This window comes from Rathayibacter rathayi, assembly GCF_004011095.1.
In the GTDB taxonomy this organism is placed as follows: Bacteria; Actinomycetota; Actinomycetes; order Actinomycetales; family Microbacteriaceae; genus Rathayibacter; species Rathayibacter rathayi.
The window spans coordinates 609,011-624,827 of sequence record NZ_CP028129.1 but is presented as its reverse complement, the minus strand read 5'-3'; the positions used below and the strand labels follow the sequence as shown (position 1 = coordinate 624,827).

The window sequence follows — 15,817 nt, the reverse complement described above, 5'->3', positions numbered from 1 at the left end:
GGGAGGGGGGTTAGGGCTCGCGGGCGTGGGTGTCGAGGAACTCGTAGACCTCGGCGTCGTCGATGCCGGGGAAGGTGCCCGAGGGCAGGGGCGCGAGGACGTGCGCGTGCAGGCGGGCGCTGGGCCAAGCGTTGCCGTCCCAGCGCGCGGCGAGATCGGACGGTGGGCGCCGGCAGCAGGATTCATCGGGGCAGCGGGAGAGTTCACGGCGGTCGGTGTCGCGGCCGCGGAAGAAGCGGGCCTCGGCGAACGGGACGCCCACGGTGATCGAGAACTCCTCCGTCGCGGTCGTACCGGTCTGCGACGCCGACCAGAACGTGCCGGCGGGTGTATCGACGTACTGGTAGTACTCGGTGGTCCGGTTGGTGCGGGTGAACGCCGAGCGCGCCGACCAGTAGCGGCAGACGACCTGGCCCTCGACAGCTCCGGTCACATCCGTCGGCAGCGGGAGCCCGTCGTTCTCGTACGCCTTCTGGATCGAGCCGTCGCCGAGGACCCGCAGGAAGTGCATCCGGATGTCGAAGTGGGAGGTGAGCAGGTTGGTGAAGCGCAGGGCGGCGGCCTCATGGGTGACGCCGAAGCCGTCGCGGAAGTCCTCGACGGAGATGTCGCGCTCCCGCTTGGCCTCCTGCAGGAACGCGACGGCCGGCTCCAGCGGCATCAGGCAGGCGGCGGCGAAGTAGTTGATTTCGAGACGCTGGCGGAGGAAGTCGGCGTAGGTCATGGGGCGCTCATGGCCGAGGAGGCGATGCGCCATCGCCTGCAGCGCGAGCGCCCGCAAGCCGTGCCCGCCGGGGATCGAGGCGGGCGGGAGGTAGATCCGACCGTTCGCGAGGTCGATCACGGAGCGGGCCGAGTGCGGCAAATCGCCGACGTGGATGATCTCGAATCCGAGGTGCCGCGCCATCTTCGAGACGGAGCTGTGGGTCAGCGCTCCCCCGCGGTGGCCGACGGTGCGCAGCATCTCTCCCGCCACCTCCTCGATCTCGGGCAGGTAGGAGTTGCGCTCGCTCAGCTGGAGCCGCTGAGCCGTATTCGCCCGGCGCGCCTCCTCCGGGGTGGCGCTCGCCTCGCTGCGACGGCGGGCGAGTTCGCGGTAGACGCCGAGGAACGCCTCCAACACCGGAGTGGTCAGCCCCTTATTGACCTTGAACTCCGGGAGGCCGAGCGAGCGGTACAGCGAGCCCTTCTGCACCCGGGCGAGCTCGATTTCGAGCGCGGCCCGCTCGCTCGGCGGCTCGTCAGAGAGCAGGGCCGCCAGCTCGACGCCGAGCGCGGCGGCGAGGCGCTGGAGGAGGGAGAGCCGCGGCTCGCGTCGGCCGGTCTCGATCAGCGACAACTGGCTCCCCGAGACGTCCACCCGCTCGGCGAGCTGCCCGAGGGTGAGTCCGCGGCGGGTGCGGAAGTGACGCAGGCGCTGCCCGAGCAGCGCGGCGTCGGAGCCGACGGCGGGGGTTGAGGGATCAGTCACGGCGAGCTCCAGCGATCGGTTGTGACGAAAGCGCAAAAAGGGCGGTTCTTGATGCCCTCTGCGCCGGGAATATCCCCCGATCCTCCTTCATCCTGGCTTGAGGCGCCACCGAGCGCCCCTCCCGGCCACGGCCGGTGACTCCCCGGCTGCGGCCGGTGACTCCCCACCCCGTCGATGACAACCGCCGAAAGTGGAGCCAGCATGAGCATCTTCAGCAACACCGTCCGACTCGAGCCGAGCAGCTTGACTGCGCCGACCATCGTCCCCGCGCCCGTTGTGCCGCCCGCGCCCCTGGCCCTCCGCCGCTGGGTGCGCGAGATCGCCGCGATCCTCAAGCCCGACGCGATCGAGTGGAGTGACGGCTCCCCCGCGGAGTGGTACCGCCTCACCGAGCGACTCGTCGCCTCCGGCACGCTCCTCCCGCTGAACCCGGAGTGGCGGCCCGGCTCGTTCCTCGCCCGCACCGACCCTGACGATGTCGCCCGGGTCGAGGAGCGCACCTTCATCTGCACAACCGACGAGGCCGACGCCGGGCCCACCAACAACTGGCGCGAGCCGGCCGCGATGAAGGCCGAACTCGCTCCGCTCCTGGACGGCGCGATGCGCGGGCGGACGCTGTACGTCGTCCCGTTCTCGATGGGCCCGGTCGGCGGGCCGCTCTCGCAGCGTGGAGTGCAAGTCACGGACTCGCCCTACGCGGTGCTCAACATGCGGATCATGGCGCGCGTCGGCTCCGAGCCGCTCGCCGCCTTCACCGAGGACACCGCGTTCGTGCGCGGCGTGCACACCGTGGGGCAGCCCCTCCGCGACGCCGACGGAGTCACCCGTGCCGACGTCGCCTGGCCGTGCAACGCGGTGAAGTACATCACTCAGTTTCCCGAGACCCGCGAGATCGTCTCGTTCGGCTCCGGCTATGGCGGCAACGCCCTGCTGGCGAAGAAGTGCTTCGCGCTGCGGATCGCCTCGGCGATGGGTCGTCAGGAGGGCTGGCTCGCCGAGCACATGCTGCTCATCCGCATCGTCTCCCCCGAGGGGCGTCGGTACCACGTAGCCGCGGCGTTCCCGAGCGCGTGCGGCAAGACCAACCTCGCGATGATGCAGCCCTCGATCCCCGGCTGGCGAGTCGAGACGCTGGGCGACGACATTACCTGGATGCGCCGCGGCGAGGACGGGAGGCTCTGGGCGATGAACCCCGAGACCGGATTCTTCGGAGTCGCTCCCGGCACCGGGGAGAGCTCGAACCCGAACGCCGTACAGACACTGTGGGGCAACACGATCTTCACCAACGTCGCGCTCCGCGAGGACGGCGACGTGTGGTGGGAGGGGCTGACCGACGAGGTCCCTGAGCGGCTGACCGACTGGCGCGGGCAGCCGTGGACGCCCGCATCTGGCACCCCCGCGGCGCACCCCAACTCGCGCTTCACCGCGCCTGCCGAACAGTGCCCGTCGCTCTCCGCGGACTGGGACGCCCACGACGGAGTGCCGCTGGACGCGATCGTCTTCGGCGGTCGCCGAGCGAGCAACGTGCCGCTGGTGACGCAAGCCACCTCGTGGCAGCACGGCGTCTTCCTCGGGGCGACCATCGCCTCCGAGAAGACCGCCGCCGCAGAGGGCACAGTCGGCGAGCTGCGCCGCGACCCGTTCGCGATGCTCCCCTTCTGCGGCTACAACATGGCCGACTACTTCGCGCACTGGCTGGCGATCGGCGCCGAGCTGGGCGAGAAGGCGCCCGCCGTATTCCAGGTGAACTGGTTTCGGAAGGACGCGGACGGCGACTTCCTCTGGCCCGGATTCGGCGAGAACGCGCGGGTGCTCCAGTGGCTCGTCCGCCGGGTGGAGGGGCTGGCGGAGGCGCGGCGCAGCCCGCTCGGCGACCTGCCGCTCGCGATCAACACGCACGGGCTCCCGCTGACCGCGGTTCAGAAGGAGGAGCTGTTCTCCGTCCCGGTCGAGGCCTGGCTGGAGGAGTGCACGCTCACCGAGGAGTTCTTCGCGCAGTTCGGCGACCGGCTGCCGCCCGAGCTGACCGCCGAGCTCCAGGCCCTCCGGCTGCGCCTGCTGGCCGAGAAGCTGCCGCTGGCGGTCTGACCCCCGAACCGAGCCGGTTCCGGCCGGACACCCTGTGGCCCGCGGGGGCCGCTCCCACTCGCGCGGACGGCCGGCGCTAGGGTCGGAGCGTGAAGCTGCCGATCCTCGTCCTCAACGGCCCGAACCTGAACCTGCTCGGCACCCGCGAGCCCGAACTCTACGGCTCGGACACCCTCGCCGACGCAGAGGCGCTCGCCGCCGAGGCCGCCGAGCGCCACGGCCTGGCGATCGAGGCCTTCCAGAGCAGCTCGGAGGGCGCGATCATCGACCGGCTGCACGCGGCGCGCGGCACCGCCTTGGGGGTGGTGCTCAATGCGGGGGCCTACACGCACACCTCGATCGCCATCCGCGACGCCGTGCTCGCGACCGAGCTGCCGATGGTCGAGGTGCACGTCAGCAACGTGCACCGGCGCGAATCGTTCCGGCAGCACTCCTACCTTTCGGACATCGCGGTCGCGGTGATCGTCGGGGCGGGCATCGCGGGCTACGGCTACGCGGTGGACGTGCTCGCGCGAGCGGCGGATGAGCGATGAGCGGGCTCGGACGCTCCTTCGGCAGCTGATCCTCGTGCGGCCCGCGCACCCGAGTGCGTGATCGCGTCGCGCTCGTCAGGTCAGCTTGCCGCCGAAGCGCGGGACGATCGTGATTCCCGTTCCTTCGAGTTCGCGCCGTAGCTCGAGGACGATCCGGTCGCCCTCCTCTTCCCAGGTGCGTTCGACGTCGGGCGAAGTGAAGCCGCCGTCCCAAGGGCGTTGGTCCTCCCATACCTGATACCACGCCGTGATCCTGTCTTCGAGCTCCTGGCTCGCACCGAGCTCGGTCGCCGTGGGGGTGATGTTCTCCACCTTCGACGCCCAGAGACAAAAGGAAGCGGTTAGGTCGGGGAAGAATCGCACTTCCCGGAAATTATCGTTCATTTAGCAAATCTCCTTTTTCTGGGGGAAACTGGTAATCAAGCGGTCGCTATCACTCGCCCAGGCGGAGCGTACTCTAAAGGAATACACGCGCTCTCCGGAATTGACACGATAGAAAATGACCTCACTCACCGCGCAACGACTCTTATTGACAGTGTTTCCACCGCGGAACTCAGGATAGCGAATGGCCTGCCCCGTGGAGAAGGACATCAGATCGTCCCAGGACTCCATCCGATCGTTCCTCGGATCCCAACCCGCCGCTCGCGCCGCGTCGAATTCATCCTGCCAGTTCCGCTCGTGCTCCCCCCGGATGTGCTTATAACCCCACCCAGTCTTCGCCCCGCCGGTCCCACACTTCAGTCTGACGTCCTGGGATTCCCCGTCCCACCAGTGCACGTATTGCGCGAACACGTCGTCTTCATGGTTCAGGCTGAAACAGCCAAACCACTGGTTCCAGTCGATCAACTGCGGCGTCGCGTCGCCGCCCTGTCCGGAAGACCGGTCGGGGAGGCCGGCGGTCGCCGCGGCGATGTCAGCAGGGTCGGCCGGAGTCAGAACGCCGTCGATCATGACTCCGATGCGCACTTCGCCACTCGTACTGTGCTCGTCCGCCACTGCGGCTGGAGCGAGAAGACCTCCTACCATCGCGATCGACGCGATGTGGGCAAACAACTTTGATCGAAACACCTGACTCCACCTTCGATTTCCTTCACTACTGTCGCTGTCCGGTGACGAGCACCGCGCAGCGGCGACCATACAAAGAAGGTAGGAAAGCACCCTGTCCTCGATCCAGAAAAGGCGTGAAAGAACTCACACCGATGCGGCCGGTGTGTCATGCACACCGACAGGGTCAGTGCGCGCAGTCGGGCGCTTGCGGCTTCCTCGACCGCGGGGACGCCCTCGGCACACGCCGTCCTCCCCGTCCCGGGGTGGGGGCCGACTACCCTCGGAGGGCGCCGCACCGGCGCGAGTACCGAGAGCACGAGGAGAAACGAACGTGAGCATCATCGCCGCCGCAGACGGGTCCGCACTGGGCAACCCCGGCCCCGCCGGCTGGGCCTGGTATGTGGACGACGAGCGCTGGGCGGCGGGCGGCTGGGCGCACGGCACGAACAACATCGGCGAACTCACCGCGGTGCTCGAGCTGCTGCGGGCGACCGCGCAGGAGGAGGAGCCGCTGCACATCCTCTGCGACAGCCAGTACGCGATCAAAGCCTGCACCGAGTGGCTGCCGGGCTGGAAGCGGAAGGGCTGGCGCAAGGCCGACGGCAAGCCGGTGATGAACGTCGAGATCATCCAGGCGCTCGACGAGGAGCTGCAGGGCCGTCCCGTCACCTTCGAGTGGGTAAAGGGGCACGCGAACCACCGGATGAACGAGGCCGCCGACGTGCGCGCGCGAAACGCCGCGACCGCCTATCAGCGCCGACAGCCCGTCGACGCGGGGCCCGGCTGGCCGACCGCAGCGGCGCCCGACTCCCCCATCGCTCCTGTCGTCGAGGACTCCACGACGCTCTTCTAGCCAGAGCCTGTTGTCGAGCCGCCGCATTATCTGCCGCGACCCCCCGGCTGAGGCGGCGTCTCGGCGGGAGAGCGGCGTCTCGCGGCCGTCGGCCAGGCCGGCGGCGTAAAGCGCGAGGCGAGGTCATACTCCTTTGGCGTCAACTAGCCGAGGCTGGAATGTCGTCCTCGCGTGTTGTAGTAGGTCCCGATCCAGCGGAAGGTAACTGTGCGGAAGGTCGTGAGCGTCGGCCAGGGTGTGGCGTGGATGAGTTCCTTCTTGTAGGAAGCGAAAAAGGACCCGTGCCGTCGGCCAGCTTGCGTCCTTCGGGCATCGGCGCATCGCCGTCCTCGGCGACCGGCCCGAGATCTTCACCGCACAGGAGCGCGAGCGTGGCTTCCTCGAGGGGATGTGGCTTCCCGGTCCTCTGTGCCACGACGCTCACGACGAGCGCGCCGCCGAAGAGATCGCGGTCGACCTGCTGGGGCTCGGGACGCCGCCGACCGCAGTCATGGGCGGGCAGAACCTGATCCCGATCGGCGTCCTCGCCGCACTCCACCGCCTTGGCAGGCAGGGCGGGTCGCCCTGATCGGCTTTGACGACATCCCGCTCGCCGAACTGCTCGACCCCGGCGTGGACCTTCGTGATACCCACAACGCTGATCGCCCGTGGCTCCAGGGAGGCGCCCTACCTGGTCTGAGAGTGCGATCACCGCCGGCTGATCCTTTTCGCAGGATTCCTTGAATTGTCCGGAAGACAGTCCGTAGATTGCCCAGCACAGCGACAACGTTGTCGTTTGTGATACGCGCAATGAAGGGCGTCCCCCGTGCACTCTCCCCATCCCTCCCCTCTGCAGCCACGACATCGCGGCGGACTCGTCGCCATCGCGGCGGTGCTCTGCCTCGTCGGCGCCGGCCTCGCCGACCCCGCCGTCGCGGTGGCCACCCTTGATCCCACCTCGCAGACGTACCGACCCGCGATCCACTACTCGCCGACCCACAACTGGATGAACGATCCCAATGGGCTCGTCTACTACCAAGGCGTCTACCACCTCTACTACCAGTACAACCCCTCGGGGACGAGGTGGGGCAACATGAGCTGGGGACACGCCACCAGCACCGATCTGCTGCACTGGACGGAGCAGCCCCTCGCGATCCCGGGGGACGCCGCCTCGGACATCTTCTCCGGCTCCATCGTGGTCGATAAGGACAACACCTCCGGATTCGGCACCGCCGAGAATCCGCCCCTGGTCGCGATGTACACCGCCGCGTACAAGACGGGGGAGCAGGTGCAGGCGCTCGCGTACAGCACCGACGCCGGGCAGACCTGGACGAAGTACGACGGCAACCCAGTCCTCGATCGGGAGTCGAACGACTTCCGCGACCCGCACATGTTCTGGTACGACGGCGGTACTCCGGAGTCGTCCTACTGGGTCGTGGCGATCGTCGAGGCGGTGGAGCACCGCGTTCTCCTCTACAAGTCCATCGACCTCAAGAGCTGGACGTTTCTCAGCGACTTCGGCCCGGCGAACGCAACCGGAGGTATCTGGGAGTGCCCCGACCTGTTCCCGCTCGCAGTCGACGGTGACCCCTCGACCATCGCGTGGGTCATGGTCGTCAACCTCAACCCGGGCGCGGTCGGCGGAGGCTCCGGCGGGCAGTACTTCGTCGGCGACTTCGACGGCACTACCTTCACCTCCGAGTCGACCGTCGGCTCCAACGCCCTCCCCGAGGGGAGGACCCTCGCCGGCTTCGACGACGGCACCTTCGACGGCTGGACAGAAAGCAACGAGCCGGGCAATGGGAAGAACGGACCGTTCGGCTCTGCTCCCGCTACCGGCTCGATCGACGGCCAGCAGACGGTCAGCGGCTTCGCCGGTTCCGGCCTGATCAACGGCTTCAACGACGGCGACTGGCCACTCGGCTCGATCAGCTCGCCCGACTTCATAATCGACCGCCGCCACCTGAACTTCCTGGTCGGCGGTGGGAACCACCCGCACGTCCGCGGTGCGCAGATCGCGAATGCTCCACCCGCAGGCAGCGAATTGCTCTTCGACGGCTTCGAGCACCCCGACCAGCAGGGCATGGCCGACAACGGCTGGACCATGACCGGGGACTTCGCCGGTGGCACGAACCCCTCGACCAGCGGCGGCGATTTCTTCCTCGGGCGCAAGCGCGTCAACACCTACGACGGCGGGCCGAAGGGCGATGACAACATCGGCACGATGACCTCGCCCGAGTTCGTGATCGACAAGAGCCACCTCAGCATGCTGGTGGGCGGCGGCTTGAGAGAGGCGGACTCCGAGCAGACCCTCGAGGTGCAGCTCGTGGTCGATGGCGAGGTCGTCGACACCACCGCGGGCGCGGACGACGGCGCTCTCAACTGGAAGAGTTGGGACGTCTCGGCCTACCAGGGCATGATGGCGACCCTCGTCGTCTGGGACAGCGCGACCGGCGGATGGGGGCACCTGACGCTCGATCACGTCGTCCTCGCCGACACCCCGGCGCAGGTGCGCTCCGCTGAGACCAGCGTCAACCTGGTTGTCGACGGCGCGATCGTCCGCACCGCGACAGGCAACGACAGCGAGACCCTGGACTGGGCCTCGTGGGACGTCGCGGAGTTCGCCGGCCGCAGCGCGCACGTCGAGGTGATCGACAACAACCGCGTGGGCTGGGGCCACATCCTCGCCGACCAGTTCATGCTCGCGGACCAGCGCGCGCCGAGCCGGCTCGCCGGGTACGACTGGCTCGACTGGGGCCGCGACTACTACGCCGGAGTGACCTTCGACAACGCACCCGACGGAAAGCGGATCATGATCGCGTGGATGAACAACTGGCAGTACGGCGAGGAGATCCCGACCGGTACCTGGCGCGGAGCGATGGCTCTGCCGCGCGAACTCGCGCTACACAGCATCGACGGAGCCCCGAAGCTCGTCCAGAAGGTCGTCGACCAGACCGCCGGTCTCGAACGCCCCAACCAGGCCTTCACGCGCGGAGTGACCGGCATCGCCGACGGCGAGACCGCGCTCCCCGCGGCCGCCGAGGGCAGCGTCTACCGGCTCGACGCGACCTTCAGCGCCGGTGACGCCGAGTCCTTCGGCCTCTCCGTCCGCAACTCCGCCGACGGGAGCCAGGGCACGCCGATCACCTACGACGTCGCGGCCGGTGAGCTGAGAGTCGACCGCACCCGCTCGGGCGACGTCGGCTTCGACTCCGACTTTCCCTCGGTCGAGACCGCACCAGTGGCGCTCGTGGACGGGGAGCTGCACCTCGAGCTCTATGTCGACCACGCCTCGGTCGAGACGTTCGCGCAGGGCGGTGTCGCGACGATCACCGATCAGGTTTTCCCCGACCCGAGCAGCGTTGGGGTCTCGCTCCTCTCCTCCGGAGGCACGGCGCGTCTGGAGAGCCTGACGGTCACTCCACTCGCCCCCTCGATGTTCACCGACCCGGCCGCGGTCGCGACACTCACCCCCTCGGGTCAGGCGCAGACCGTCGAGACCGGAGCCGCGATCACGGGCCTCGGAGTGACCGCGACGAACGCAGCGGGCGCGCCCTTCTCAGGAGCCGACATCGAGTACACCCTCGAGGGTCCGGCCCGCTTCGCCGACGGCGGTACCACGGCCTCCGCGACGACCGGAGCCGACGGCTCGGCGCCGCTTCCCGCCGCGACCGCCGGCCCCGGCACCGGCGCGGTCGTGATCACCGCGGCCTCGGGAGGCGTCAACCGGCTCCTCCCCGCCGTCACGGTCGTCGCTCCGGCCACCCGGGTCGACGTTGACGTGGCGATCACCAGCACGGAGCGAGGCGGCTCGGTCGTGCTGACCGCTACCGCGACGAACCGAGGGACCACGCCGGTCCGTCTCAGCATCCCGACGCCGTTCGGCGAGCTGAAGGTCACCTCGCTGGCGGCCGGCCGGACGACGACGATCTCCGTCGACACACACCTCTCGCGGGTGTCTGCCGGGTCCTTCCTCGTGACGGCGACCGCGCCCGACGGGACCCGGGAGACCTTCCGGGTGGCGTACCGCGGCTCCGTGAAGTAGCCAGACGGGGGCGGTGACGCCGGGGCGACCCGGTTTCGCTGCCCCCGTCGCATCCCGCTGGGCAGCTGACACCTGTGGCGACAGGCTGATCGTGGCGAGAGCCCGCTCTGGATCGGGCGCGAGAGCCGTGACGACGCGGGAGGCCGTCGCAGCCGAGTCGGCCGGCCAGGACACCCCGGGCTCGCCGCCCAGCACTCGGATGTCGGCCAGGGTGCTCCTCCTTGCGGACGAACCTGACCCTGGACAAGCCTTCTTCTCCCAGGTCAGAAGCACTTACCCCATTCTCTCGACAGCCCACCGCCGCCACCACGGGACAAGATACCGCCACGTCACACAACACAAAGGGACACCGCGTCGCACCCAAAAGCTCCGCCGCCCTAGCCAGAACGGGCAGAGCCGCATATGATTGCGCTGCTCAATATCGAGGGGGATTGGTTATGTCCAAAGAAATGAGGGAACGTCGCCCACGTCGTTCCCTTCTGGTTATCTGCGCTTGTAGCGCGCTGTTCGCTTCGGTGTTCGCCGGAGGCGGGCCGGGAGCGGCTGCGGAATCACTTCAGAAGGGGCCGCAGCCGACGGTTCATTCACAGCAGGCTTTTGCTCCAGAGGACAACTTCACGTCGAAGTGGACTCGTGCGGATGCCCGCCAAATTAAGCGCCTATCAGACCCGTCTGCCCCACCGAGGGAAAATTCCATGCCGGCATCGTTGACGATGCCTACCGTTCCACAGGACTTCCCAGACATGTCGAACGGAAAAGTTTGGGTGTGGGATACGTGGCCCCTGGCGGACGACAACGGGAACCAGTATTCCGTGAACGGGTGGGAGATCATTTATTCGCTCGTCGCTGATCGCAGCATCCGCTTCGATGACCGTCACACTTTCGCCAAGATTGGCTACTTCTACCGTCCAGCGGATCTTCCCGAGGCCATAAGGCCGAAGAATGGCGGTTGGACCTACGGCGGTCTCGTCTTCCGCGAGGGAGTGACAGATCAGATCTTCGCCGACCGGTCCTTCAGCCATCAGACCCAGTGGTCAGGCTCCGCACGCATATCCAAGGATGGTGAAGTCAAGCTATTTTTCACTGACGTCGCTTTTTACCGGGATGACGCCGGTCGGGACATCAAACCCTATGATTCCCGTATCGTCCTGAGCGTGGGTCACGTCCAGGCCGACGCTTACGGTGTATCGTTCAGCGAATTCGATCATGTGCAGGAATTGCTCAATCCCAACGGTATTTTTTATCAAAATGCGCAACAAAACCGCTATTACAACTTTCGTGATCCGTTCACCTTCAAGGATCCAGCACACCCCGACGACACATACATGGTATTCGAGGGCAACTCGGCCTTTTCTCGAGAAGAAGCTCGATGCACGAAGGACGATCTTGGCTATGGGGCTGGTGATCCTTTTGCCGAGAGCGTTGACGCGGTAAACGAGTCTGGTGCCATCTACCAGATCGGTAACGTCGGATTGGCGAGGGCTAAAAATAAGGCGCTGACCGAATGGGAGTTTCTGCCACCCATCCTGTCGGCGAACTGCGTCACCGATCAGACCGAGCGCCCCCAGTTTATTTTCACAGGCGGAAAAGCATATCTCTTCACCATCAGTCATCGTCAGACGTTCGCCTCGGGGATGGACGGTCCGGAGGGTGTCTATGCTTTCGTCGGCAATGGTATCCGGAGTGATTTCCAACCATTGAACAGTGGTTCCGGACTTGCGCTCGGAAACCCCACGAACTTGAATTTTCCGGGTGGCAGGCCGTACGCACCCAGCGACGATCAGCCCGCCGGCCAGTTTGAGGCGTACTCACATTACGTTATGCCGGGAGGGCTCGTTGAGTCGTTCATCGACTCCGTGGGAACGAGCAGTCATTTCTCGCGTGGTGGCACCCTCGCTCCAACGGTGAAGATCGAGGTCGCCGGGGTGAATTCGACGGTTGACTACTCCTATGGAAACAATGGCCTCGGTCAGTGGGCAGATATTCCCGCCAATATGCATTTGTTCACCCTGGGAGGGCGGTCCTGGATTATTTCGGAGGAAGACCTGGAGCAGATAAGGTCTTCCATCGGCTCGCAGTTGGAGGATTACTTTCAAGGAAAGCCTGTTGCACCGGACGTGAGAGAGGCTATAGAGCGCTTCATCGCGGAGCACTGCCGCTAGCCTCCGGGTCTGGGAGCTTGGTGAGTGGAGCAGGGCCTCGTCTACGTCGTCGGCCAGGTCGCTGATCGGGGATTTTCCGAGTTGGACCGTACCCGTTTCGATGGGTTCCACCTGGACGGCCACAGCAACATCGCCGCCGCCCTCCGGCTATCACGCCCGCGAGGCGTCCGCGATAGCCGGAGGGTTATTCAGGCGCCGTGTTGAGCGGTATCGGTGCACCTTGCTAAAGCGGCCGCTCTTTCTGATAAGAATTTAGTGAATACGCTGAATTCACAGAAAGAACGGCCGCGCATGAAGCAGACAACAGGACTAACCCGCGAGGAAAGTCAGAATCTTGCTGATCGGGTTCTGCGACACGTCTCGGCATCGGGGTTGGCGCCGGATGGGGCACCGATCCTCGGACCCTACGGCTCTCTCGTCGTCACCTTGACCTACTTGCGACGGAATTCCGCTCAGGTCGATCGTGCCGAACGATATGGCGTCTCGCAGTCGACGATCTCTCGAGCCGTCTCGTCGCTGACCGCGTGATCGCTGCGACTCTTCACGATGACGTGCCGACCGCGGACGACCTCGACTCAATGGTCAGTACATCGTCGATGGCACCCTTCTACCCTGCTGGTCCTGGGCGAACCGCCCCACCCTCTGGTCCGGCAAGCACTCCACCACGGGCGTCAACGTCCAGGTTGCGTGTGACCTTCGCGGTCGTCTGGATCTCTGACCCCGTGGACGGACACCGCCACGACATCGCAGCGCTTCACGCGAGCAGCGTGCTCGAGGGCATGAATCCAAAGAACTGGTTCGGCGACAAAGGCTACATCGGCCTGGGAATGATCACCACCATCCGAAAGAATCCCGACCACACCCTCGAAGGGGAACACCAATTCAATAAAGACATGAACTCGATCCACTACCAGATCGAACGAACGATCGCCCACCTCAAGAACGGGCGCATCCTCCACACCGGCTACCGACGCCCCTTCTCCACCTTCACCCCAACAATCTCCGCGGTCGTAGCCCTTCACTTTCTCCAACAAGCCGCCTGAATAACCCTCCGGGTGTCGCTCTGGAATGTCGCACCGGCGGTCTCTCTGGCTGCCTTCAGGGCGGGCGCCTCCGACCCGGCAATGGAGTCGCCGAGAAACAGGACCTTGCGACCGGTGGCGCCGGTCGCAGTGCCCGAGGAGACAGTCGGACGTGACGTGTCGGAGGCGGCGCTGCCGGTGCAGCCGATGAGCAGGGCGATCGAGGCCGCGGTAGCTCCGGCCAGGGCCGCACGCGCGAAGCGGCGGCGGCGAATGCTAGAGAGGGTGCTGTTCATGATGGCTGCTCCTTCACTAACCCGCCCGGCCACCGACGCCCGCAGTCACACAACCGTCACAGAACAGCGAGTCACAGAACAGCGACCCGCCGTAACAACGGGACCGCAACTCTGAGCCGAGTGGGAGAGGTCCAGGAGGAGACGGATAGCCGCCACGAGCCGTCAGCCGACTTCACCCATCGCCCGCCTTGGCAGAGCGGTGTCTCGGCGACTCGTTAGGGCAGGCGCAGCAGGCCCGTCGCAACCAGCTCGCGCACCCGAGGCAGCACAGAGTCGGTCAGCTCCTCCTCCTCCACCTGCAGGAGCGAGGCGACTGCTGCGACGATCGCCGCCACCGAGAGTTCGCCATCGCAGGCGCCGACCACCGCGGCGAGCGCCGTGTCGACCTCCTCGACCCGGGCGAAGCCTCCGCCCTGCCGCAACCGCAGCACGGTCGGATCGTCGTTGCCCGGCCAGTAGTGCCGCTCCTGCGTGACATCACCGGCGACCACCAGCGCGAGGCCGGCCAGAGCCCGGTCGTCGGTCGCAGAGAGCGACTCGACGGCGTCCAGGCACGCGGCGAGGTGTCCACCGAGGCCCGCGGTCGCGACCGGGCCGGTGATGCGCTCCAGGCGGCGGATCGGCGGGCGCGGCTGCTCGGGTCGTCGCAGAGTGACGTAACCGAAGCCGACGCCGATGACTCCGCGCCGCTCGAAGTCGGTCAGCCAGGCGTCGACCAGCGCGTCGAACGCGGGGCCGCGGGTCGTGCCGCCGTCCCGGATCCAGGTCTCGGCATAGACCGCCGGATCCTGGCGCTCGCGCTCCACCACCCAGACGTCCAGCGGCGACGTGGTCGCGCCCATCCAGGCGTCGAGCCCCGCGGGTTCCACCTCGAGCGCCTGCTCCAGCGGGCTGCGCGCGTCGGCGAGCCAGCCGTCGATCCGATCGAAGGCATCCGCGCCCTCGCGGTACTCCCAGTTGCCGAGGAGCTGTGCGACGCCGCCCGGCGCCAGGTGCGCCGCCGCTCCGAGGATCACCCGGCGCACGATCTCGTCGCCCTCGAGGCCACCGTCGCGATACTCGTACGACGGCACGCCCTCGACGCGCGGCGTAATGACGAACGGAGGATTGGTCACGATGTGGTCGAACCGCTCCCCCGCGACCGGCTCGTAGAGACTGCCGAGGCGGAACTCGATGTTGTCGATCCCGTTCAGTGCCGCGGTGAAGGAGGCGAGCGCGAGCGCCCGCGCGGAAATGTCGGTCGCGACCACCTGCTCGGCGTGACGGGAGGCGTGCAGCGCCTGGATCCCGCAGCCCGTGCCCAGATCGAGGACCCGGCCGACGGGACGCTGGATCATCAGCCCGCTCAGCGTCAGACTCGCGCCGCCGACTCCGAGCACATGGTCCTCGTCGAGCGGGCGGCCCAGCGCGAGCTCGCCGAGGTCGGACACGATCCACCAGGACGCGGCGCCGCGCTGGTCGAGCACCTCGTAGGGCCGCAGGTCCAGGGCCGCGGTGACGACGGCTCCGGCCTCGACGCGCACCAGCCCGAGTTCCACCGCGCCCTCCAGCGCGAGGGCGCCGAACGCCTCCTCCGCATCGTCGGTGGAGACGGGATCGGCCAGGAGGAACAGGCGGGCGAGGGTGGCCAGCGGGTCGTGGTCGTCGCTACGCGCGAGGGCGCGGCGGGCGGGGACGCGGTCGCCCCGGTGCAGCGCCTCGGCCGCTTCGTCGCCCCAGAGCCCACGCACGGCGTCGACGCCGTAGCGGGCGCGGGTCAGATCCTCGCGCAGGAGGGCGATGCGGGCTCGGTCGAACGGGTCTGCAGAGGGCACCGCTCCATCCTCCTGCACGCCGCTCGCCCACCGGGGCCGCCGCGGCCGTACGATCGGAGTCATGCCGCTGACCGGAGAGTACGAACCCAGCACGTCCGAGTGGGCCCGCGAACAGGCGGAGCTCTACGAGCGCACCGGCGGAGCCGAGGGCAACCTCCTCCGCGGCCGCCCCATCATCGTCCTGACCACCGTGGGCTCGAAGAGCGGGAAGCTCCGCAAGACCGCGCTGATGCGGGTCGAGCACGACGGCGAGTACGTGGTCGTCGCATCCAAGGGCGGCGCGCCCGAGCATCCGGTCTGGTACGGGAACATGCTCGCGGAGCCGCACGTCGAGCTCCAGGACGGGCCGGTGAAGAAGGACTACACCGCCAGCGTCCTCGAGGGCGAGCGGCGCGAGGTGTGGTGGGAGCGGGCGGTCGCAGCATGGCCGGACTACGCCGAGTACCAGACGAAGACCGAGCGGCAGATCCCGCTCGTGCTGCTGACGCCCTGGTCGTGACGTCCTCG

Annotated in this window: 15 protein-coding genes; 9 read left to right on the top strand and 6 right to left on the bottom strand. The window is 67.3% G+C overall.

Features of this window, described 5'->3' with window-relative positions:
• Positions 1-10: 10 nt before the first annotated feature.
• A complete protein-coding gene (locus tag C1O28_RS03175) occupies positions 11-1,471 on the bottom strand; it encodes a helix-turn-helix domain-containing protein (protein WP_097166627.1) in 1,461 nt (486 codons plus the stop codon).
• A 201-nt stretch (positions 1,472-1,672) separates the two neighbouring features.
• Between C1O28_RS03175 and C1O28_RS03170 the strand changes: the two genes are divergently transcribed.
• Together C1O28_RS03170 and aroQ are read left to right on the top strand one after the other, a co-directional pair.
• Positions 1,673-3,559, top strand: a complete 1,887-nt coding sequence (locus C1O28_RS03170) for a phosphoenolpyruvate carboxykinase (GTP) (protein WP_097166628.1) — start codon at positions 1,673-1,675, stop codon at positions 3,557-3,559.
• 89 nt (positions 3,560-3,648) lie between these two features.
• Positions 3,649-4,092: a type II 3-dehydroquinate dehydratase gene (gene aroQ / locus C1O28_RS03165; protein ID WP_068254570.1), complete on the top strand. Its 444-nt coding sequence runs from the start codon at positions 3,649-3,651 to the stop codon at positions 4,090-4,092.
• Between the two features lie 75 nt (positions 4,093-4,167).
• Here aroQ and C1O28_RS03160 read toward each other — a convergent pair whose 3' ends face one another.
• Positions 4,168-4,476 carry a hypothetical protein gene (locus tag C1O28_RS03160; RefSeq protein WP_097166629.1) on the bottom strand — a complete coding sequence of 103 codons (309 nt, stop codon included), beginning with the start codon at positions 4,474-4,476 and terminating at the stop codon, positions 4,168-4,170.
• A complete protein-coding gene (locus C1O28_RS03155; RefSeq protein WP_104268155.1) occupies positions 4,477-5,058 on the bottom strand; it encodes a hypothetical protein in 582 nt (193 codons plus the stop codon).
• A gap of 412 nt (positions 5,059-5,470) precedes the next feature.
• Between C1O28_RS03155 and C1O28_RS03150 the strand changes: the two genes are divergently transcribed.
• A complete protein-coding gene (locus tag C1O28_RS03150) occupies positions 5,471-5,992 on the top strand; it encodes a ribonuclease H family protein (protein WP_097166631.1) in 522 nt (173 codons plus the stop codon).
• Positions 5,993-6,135: 143 nt separating this feature from the next.
• Here the strand turns inward: C1O28_RS03150 and C1O28_RS16030 are convergent, their stop codons facing one another.
• A complete protein-coding gene (locus C1O28_RS16030) occupies positions 6,136-6,240 on the bottom strand; it encodes a hypothetical protein (RefSeq protein ID WP_419866654.1) in 105 nt (34 codons plus the stop codon).
• Between the two features lie 71 nt (positions 6,241-6,311).
• Here C1O28_RS16030 and C1O28_RS15535 point away from each other — a divergent pair, with 71 nt between their 5' ends.
• From C1O28_RS15535 to C1O28_RS03125, 5 genes are all read left to right on the top strand, one after another.
• Positions 6,312-6,560: a type 1 periplasmic-binding domain-containing protein gene (locus tag C1O28_RS15535; RefSeq protein WP_419866653.1), complete on the top strand. Its 249-nt coding sequence runs from the start codon at positions 6,312-6,314 to the stop codon at positions 6,558-6,560.
• Between the two features lie 417 nt (positions 6,561-6,977).
• Positions 6,978-10,016, top strand: a complete 3,039-nt coding sequence (locus C1O28_RS03140) for a GH32 C-terminal domain-containing protein (RefSeq protein ID WP_237398043.1) — start codon at positions 6,978-6,980, stop codon at positions 10,014-10,016.
• A 437-nt stretch (positions 10,017-10,453) separates the two neighbouring features.
• Positions 10,454-12,178: a glycoside hydrolase family 68 protein gene (locus C1O28_RS03135; protein ID WP_237398031.1), complete on the top strand. Its 1,725-nt coding sequence runs from the start codon at positions 10,454-10,456 to the stop codon at positions 12,176-12,178.
• A 291-nt stretch (positions 12,179-12,469) separates the two neighbouring features.
• Entirely contained in the window at positions 12,470-12,706 is a 237-nt protein-coding gene (locus C1O28_RS16025) for a transposase family protein (protein ID WP_097166633.1), read from the top strand.
• Positions 12,707-12,867: 161 nt separating this feature from the next.
• Positions 12,868-13,221 (top strand): transposase family protein, encoded by a 354-nt coding sequence (locus tag C1O28_RS03125; RefSeq protein WP_202129473.1) that lies wholly within the window; start codon positions 12,868-12,870, stop codon positions 13,219-13,221.
• Here the strand turns inward: C1O28_RS03125 and C1O28_RS03120 are convergent.
• The gene (locus C1O28_RS03120; protein ID WP_097166634.1) at positions 13,197-13,496 is read right to left on the bottom strand and encodes a hypothetical protein; all 300 of its coding nucleotides are present in this window, start codon (positions 13,494-13,496) and stop codon (positions 13,197-13,199) included. The genes C1O28_RS03125 and C1O28_RS03120 overlap by 25 nt on opposite strands.
• 215 nt (positions 13,497-13,711) lie before the next feature.
• Positions 13,712-15,373: a DUF7059 domain-containing protein gene (locus C1O28_RS03115; protein WP_097166635.1), complete on the bottom strand. Its 1,662-nt coding sequence runs from the start codon at positions 15,371-15,373 to the stop codon at positions 13,712-13,714.
• On the opposite strand from C1O28_RS03115, the gene C1O28_RS03110 reads away from it, so the two are divergent.
• Positions 15,372-15,809: a nitroreductase family deazaflavin-dependent oxidoreductase gene (locus C1O28_RS03110; protein WP_097166636.1), complete on the top strand. Its 438-nt coding sequence runs from the start codon at positions 15,372-15,374 to the stop codon at positions 15,807-15,809. The two genes, C1O28_RS03115 and C1O28_RS03110, sit on opposite strands and share 2 nt — an antisense overlap.
• Positions 15,810-15,817: the final 8 nt, after the last annotated feature.

Coding starts and splice junctions, on each gene's coding strand:
- C1O28_RS03115 (WP_097166635.1), bottom strand. CDS start 15,373: ATGACTCCGATCGTACGGCCGCGGCGGCCCCGGTGGGCGAGCGGCGTG.
- C1O28_RS03135 (WP_237398031.1), top strand. CDS start 10,454: ATGTCCAAAGAAATGAGGGAACGTCGCCCACGTCGTTCCCTTCTGGTT.
- C1O28_RS03160 (WP_097166629.1), bottom strand. CDS start 4,476: ATGAACGATAATTTCCGGGAAGTGCGATTCTTCCCCGACCTAACCGCT.
- C1O28_RS03170 (WP_097166628.1), top strand. CDS start 1,673: ATGAGCATCTTCAGCAACACCGTCCGACTCGAGCCGAGCAGCTTGACT.
- C1O28_RS03120 (WP_097166634.1), bottom strand. CDS start 13,496: ATGAACAGCACCCTCTCTAGCATTCGCCGCCGCCGCTTCGCGCGTGCG.
- C1O28_RS16025 (WP_097166633.1), top strand. CDS start 12,470: ATGAAGCAGACAACAGGACTAACCCGCGAGGAAAGTCAGAATCTTGCT.
- C1O28_RS03110 (WP_097166636.1), top strand. CDS start 15,372: ATGCCGCTGACCGGAGAGTACGAACCCAGCACGTCCGAGTGGGCCCGC.
- C1O28_RS03140 (WP_237398043.1), top strand. CDS start 6,978: ATGAACGATCCCAATGGGCTCGTCTACTACCAAGGCGTCTACCACCTC.